This is a genomic window from Paenibacillus residui, assembly GCF_042677205.1.
In the GTDB taxonomy this organism is placed as follows: domain Bacteria; phylum Bacillota; class Bacilli; order Paenibacillales; family NBRC-103111; genus Paenibacillus_L; species Paenibacillus_L residui.
On the sequence record NZ_JBHTIU010000046.1, the window covers coordinates 1 to 5,953 of the forward strand.

At 49.1% G+C, this 5,953-nt stretch carries 4 protein-coding genes; all 4 read right to left on the reverse strand.

Annotated elements, in window-relative coordinates; genetic code table 11:
• Nucleotides 1–478 precede the first annotated feature (478 nt).
• Nucleotides 479–2,482 carry an NAD-dependent DNA ligase LigA gene (gene ligA / locus ACFQ03_RS14615; RefSeq protein WP_379289013.1) on the reverse strand — a complete coding sequence of 668 codons (2,004 nt, stop codon included), beginning with the start codon at nt 2,480–2,482 and terminating at the stop codon, nt 479–481.
• A 111-nt stretch (nt 2,483–2,593) separates the two neighbouring features.
• Entirely contained in the window at nt 2,594–4,846 is a 2,253-nt protein-coding gene (gene pcrA, locus ACFQ03_RS14620) for a DNA helicase PcrA (RefSeq protein WP_379289009.1), read from the reverse strand.
• 51 nt (nt 4,847–4,897) lie between these two features.
• Nucleotides 4,898–5,611 (reverse strand): heptaprenylglyceryl phosphate synthase, encoded by a 714-nt coding sequence (locus ACFQ03_RS14625; protein WP_379289011.1) that lies wholly within the window; start codon nt 5,609–5,611, stop codon nt 4,898–4,900.
• Between the two features lie 163 nt (nt 5,612–5,774).
• On the reverse strand, nt 5,775–5,953 hold a 179-nt coding region (locus tag ACFQ03_RS14630), incomplete at its 5' end, for a zinc ribbon domain-containing protein (protein ID WP_379286640.1).

Here is a 5,953-nt window from a genome sequence, read left to right on the forward strand (position 1 = left end):
ATTAGCTCATTAATTCGTTCATTCATTGACGTGGATACGGTCCGAAAACCGTATACGCACTGGCTTGTTTCGTTATTGAAATCATTTGTTCAGTTTTCAAAGAGCTTTCGTCAACCTGCTGTTTCATTTGTGGTGACAAGATAATATCTTACCAGCACTCCAGCCTAAAGTCAACTGTTTTTTATTTCCCATTTGTTGGATAGAGCAGAGAAAGCATGGACAACATTTTATTCGTCTTTCCAGCCATCCCGGACTTCCATATGGACAGTCCCGCTCCGAATGGGCGAAAACTAATATATCATGGTCCCACTCAGAAATCAATAGGAATATCTTGCCCTATACTTTTTTATAAAACCTTGTACGCCTTTTGAAACATTTATTGTATTCCTTTCTATAAAATTGCCAACTACAAAGACACCCCAACTCCCAAAAATCCGGAATTGGAGCATCTTTTTTTACGCTTTTAGCAATGTCCGGCTTATTGGCCGCTTTCTCCTAACATCTGCAAAAACTGCTGCTCATCGTCGACCACCTGGATACCTAAATCGCGGGCTTTGGCCAGTTTGCTTCCGGCATTTGCACCCGCAATGACCATGTCGGTTTTCTTGGACACACTGCCAGTAACCTTTGCACCCAACGCCTCCAGCTTCTTCGTCGCCTCATCTCTTCCGAAAGATTCCATCGTCCCCGTAATCACGACCGTTTTACCGTAGAACGGATTATTCTCGTTAATCGCTGCAGCCTGTTCCTCAACATGCGGACGCACACCCGCCGCCAGCATTCTTTCAATACTGGAACGCATCAGCGGATCGGCAAAGAAGCCTACAATGCTCTCCGCTACGATCTCCCCAATATCGGGAATCTGCATCAGCTCTTCTGCGGAAGCGCTCATTACCTTGTCCAGACTCCGGTAATGATCGGCCAGTTCCTTCGCGGTCGTCTTCCCCGTATTGGGGATTCCCAGCGCGAACAGGAAAGAACCCAGATCGCAGTCCTTGCTTTTCTCAATCGCTGCCAGCAAATTACCGGCTTTCTTCTCGCCGAACCGCTCCAAGCCAACTAACTGGTCGAAAGTAAGACTAAACAAATCGGCCGGATCCCTGACTCCCAGCTCCTGATAAAGCTGTTCAGCCGTAGCGACACTGAAGGTTTCGATATCCATGGCATCCCTGGAAGCAAAATGAGTGATACGACCAACTAACTGAGGAGGACATTTCAGCCGGTTAGGGCAAAAGATATGGGCGCCCCTCTGAACAAGCTCCGAACCGCAAGCGGGACATGTTTCCGGATAAAGGATTTCTTCTCCGTCCTCGGCATCCGTAGCCCGTCCTAATATTTCCGGGATGACGTCATTAGATCTTCTAATATAGACAAGGCTGCCCAAAGCATTTTTTAAATCCTTGCGTTCAATATCCCCGATATTGTTCAAGGTGCATCTTTGCACGGTTACCCCGGCCAATTCAACCGGATCCACCGTTGCCACCGGAGTCAGCTTCCCGGTCCTTCCTACTTCCCAGGAAACTGTCCGGAGAATGGTTGTAGCTTCCTCCGCCTCAAACTTAAATGCAATCGCCCAGCGGGGGAACTTCTCCGTATAGCCCAATACTTCACGGGTCCGAAGATCATTGATCTTAATCACGGCGCCATCCAGCAAATAATCCAGTTCATGGCGTTTCTCCGTAATTACGGCAAGCTCCTCCTTGACCTCCTCTATCGAGTGAACCAACCGGGTATGCGGATTTACTTTAAAACGGTTCTCGCGCAAAAATTCAAGCATCTGTTCATGGGTAGCGAAGGCTTTGGCATCCGAAAAACCGACGTTGTAGAAAAAGGCATCCAGCTTGCGGGAGGCCGTTACCGCCGGATTAAGGTTTCTAAGGGCGCCGGCTGCGGCATTCCGCGCATTCTTAAGCGGTTCCTCCGCCGTCTTGTTATATTCCTCAAGAACCGATAGGAACATCAGTCCTTCTCCTTGAACTTCAATAACTCCATCCTTATAAGGAATGGTTAGCGGTACGGACCGAATAGTCCGAACCTGCGCCAGTATCCCTTCACCGACCGTTCCGTTTCCCCTGGTGGCCGCCTGTACCAAAGTGCCTCTATCATAAGTCAAATTTAAGGTTAGTCCGTCGAATTTCAACTCCACCACAAACGATAACGGAGGCAGCGGATGATCCGGGTTGGCTTGATTATATTGCTGGATCAGCTTCTGAATACGCTGATACCAAGCCATCAGCCCTTCTTCATTTTGAGCTTTGTCCAGACTCCATAGACGTGCCCGGTGCTTGTGAGGCTCGAACCCCTTCAGCAGCTCTCCGCCAACCCTTTGAGTAGGGGAATCGGGAAATACCGTCCCGGTCTCCTTCTCCAGCTGGACCAGACGGTCATACAGCTTGTCATAATCCGGATCGGATAATTCCGGAGAGTCCATTGTATAATACAGATAATTGTGCCGATTGATTTCCTCAATTAACGCTCTCATTTCTTTGAATTGTTCTTCCACAGGCAATTCATCCTTTCCAAATGGTCATCCCGCTTCCAAATTTGAAAATCAATGTACACAACGGATCCCCGCCGACAAGCTCTCATGATTTTATACTTTAGTAATCGGGGCGAATTTGGCAAGCAATCTCTTCACACCGACCGGTGCAGGGAAAGCGATCTGCAGCTCCATATCATCGCCGCTGCCTTTAACCGCCACAATAACGCCCGTTCCCCACTTGCCGTGCTGAACCTTGTCGCCATTATGAAAATCCGTTACGTTATTAACGGCAGGAGCCGCCGGTTTAGTACGGTTGTAAGGTTTGGCCGCGCCGGCCATTCCACCGGGCGAACGGTTCAACCCGGCGAAGGATCCCCCTTGTATCCGCCCATAGCGGTCCTCCGAAGGGGAGTCATTTTCCAGAAGCTCTTCCGGAATTTCCCTCAAGAACCGGGATGGAGGGTTACTGCTTGTGCGTCCGAATAAAACCCGCATCCGGGCACAAGATAGATACAGCTGCTCCTCAGCCCGAGTAATACCGACATAAGCGAGACGACGCTCTTCCTCTAGCTCCGTATTGTCCATCAGGGCCCGGCTATGGGGGAACACTCCCTCTTCCATACCTATAATGAAAACAAACGGAAATTCCAATCCTTTCGCGCTGTGCATGGTCATTAATACGACTGCGCTGCCGGAAGTCCCGTCATCTTCTTTATCCATGGTGTCGATATCCGCAATCAAAGCCAGATCCGTCAGGAACGAGACAAGAGATTTATCTTCATTTCGATTTTCAAACTCCAGGGTTACGGATAAAAACTCGTCAATGTTCTCTAGTCTGGTCTTGGCTTCAATGGTTGCTTCCCGCTCCAGCTCCATACGATAGCCGGTTCGGTTCAGCATCTCCTCCGTCAGTTCGGTAACGGATAGATACTCAACCATGTAATGCAGGTTCGCAATCATCTCTCTAAATTCCCGAAGCGCCCCTTTGGCACGGGAGCTGATCTCCAGCGAATCTACATCCTCCAGCAGCGCAAAGAGGGAAACTCCGCGTGCCGCCGCCTGTTCGGCTAATCGATCCAGGGTCGTATCCCCGATCCCCCGCTTCGGAACATTGACGATACGGCTGAAACTAATGTCGTCATCCGGATTTGAAATCAAACGCAGATAAGCGAGCAAGTCTTTAATTTCTTTCCGGTCATAGAACTTGATGCCGCCGATAATTTGATAAGGAATATCCGATTTAATCAAAATTTCCTCGATTACACGGGACTGCGCATTGGTACGGTATAGGATCGCATAATCGGAATAGCTTCTGCCCGCATTCCTGCCTTTATTAATCTCCGAAGCGACATAATACCCTTCGGCATGTTCCGAGTCGGCCTGGTAGAACTTGATCTTGGGACCATCTCCCTTATCGGTCCATAACTGCTTGTCCTTCCTCCCGGCATTATTCGCTATTACTGCATTGGCCGCATTCAGAATATTGGCGGTAGACCGGTAATTCTGCTCCAATAAGATCGTTTTCGTCTCCGGGTAATCCTTCTCGAAATTCAAAATATTAGAAATATCCGCCCCTCTCCACCGATAGATCGATTGGTCGCTGTCTCCTACCACACAGATCCGGTGATGCTTATCCGCAATCATCCGACAGAGCAAATATTGCGCACGGTTCGTATCCTGGTATTCATCCACATGAATGTAAAGAAATTTATTCTGGTAAAACTCCAGCACTTCCGGAACTTCCTCGAACAGCTCGATGGTCTTCATGATCAAATCGTCAAAATCAAGAGAGTTATTGCTCTTCAGTTTCTTCTGATACATCGTATAAACCTTCGCGACAATGCCTTGGAAATAGTCTCCGATTTGGCTTTCAAATCGCTCAGGGGATATTAACTCGTTCTTGGCGCTGCTGATTGCTGCCTGAATGGCCTTGGGGTCGAACTTTTTCGGATCTATGTTCAACTCTTTAACACAGGAACGGATAACCGACAATTGATCGGCCGAATCCAGAATGGAGAAATTCGAGGTATATCCGATGCGTGAGATGTCTCTGCGAAGTATTCGGACGCACATGGAGTGAAAGGTCGATACCCAGATGTCGCGGGCGGCAGAGCCGGCCAGCTTCTCCACTCTTTCCTGCATTTCCCGAGCGGCTTTATTCGTAAAGGTAATAGCCAGTATGCTCCAGGGAGCCGCTTTGCCGGTGGCAATCAAATAAGCGATACGATGGGTTAACACCCGGGTCTTCCCGCTACCTGCCCCGGCCATAATCAGAAGCGGACCGTCCACGCTCTGAACAGCCTGCTTCTGCTCCGGATTTAACTTGTCGATTGCCTGAAAAATATCATGAACAGAATTAATCATATTAATTAACCTTTCTGCTTGGATTGTCTAGAAAGTCTGGAACATCTGCCGCTACTCCCGGGCATCCTCCGGACGATCGTAACGGATAGCCTCCACGGTAGCCAGCGCCTGCTCCAGATTCTCATAAATCAAATTTCCAACTACGATGGTATCCGCACAACCTGACGCCTGCCGGGCCTTGTCGGGTCCATCAATCCCGCCGCCATAGAACAACCGGGCATCCTCCAGCGCTTCCCGTACTTGGGCGACCCAATCCATATTACCGAACGTACCGCTATATTCTACATAAACAATCGGAAACCGGAACAGTTTATCAGCCATTCGGGCGTAAGCCGCGAGATCCTTGTTATCCAGAATCGAATCGGCCCCGGTTACCAAGGCTGCTGTCGATTGCCCATTCATAATGATATAACCTTCCGGAATGACCGCATCCCAATTCATCATCGCCCCGTATTCCCGGATCGCTTGTTGATGATGCCCGGTTATCCATTGTCCGTCCGGTGTATTCAGAACTACCGGAATCAAATACAGGTCGAAGCCGGGTACAATCGCATCCATCGAAGATATTTCCAAAGCGCAGGGAAGCTCAAACCTTCGCACTCTTCCGAGAAGTTCAACGGTATTATCAAAGGTAACCCCCGAAGAGCCGCCTACAATAACGGCGTCTGTCCCGGATAGACATATCTTCTCCAATTGTTCATCGGAGAGGCTCCGGTCGGGGTCCAGCTTAAACACGTGCTTCCATTTACGAATGTCCAATTCCACAGTTCATCCCGTTGCCAAGAACTTATAAAAGTCTATAAATCCTTGTTTGCTTCCTGTTTCGCCGTGTCCGCTTTTGCCGGAACTACTCGCGTTTGGTATGACACTCCACAGGCGTAAATTCGGATGCAACGAATCCTACATATTGGCGATGACGAGATACGTGTCAGACCGCCAATTTAGATAGGTTGATCGCCGCGTTCAAGTCGCGGTCGATCACATGTCCGCAAGTGCATTCATAGGTGCGATCAGATAGTTTCAGGTTTGGCTTGATCTGACCACAACATGAGCACATTTTCGATGAAGGGAACCATTTGGCGGCTTGAACAAATTTCGCGCCGATCT

Coding starts and splice junctions, on each gene's coding strand:
- ligA (WP_379289013.1), bottom strand. CDS start 2,482: ATGAGAGCGTTAATTGAGGAAATCAATCGGCACAATTATCTGTATTAT.
- pcrA (WP_379289009.1), bottom strand. CDS start 4,846: ATGATTAATTCTGTTCATGATATTTTTCAGGCAATCGACAAGTTAAAT.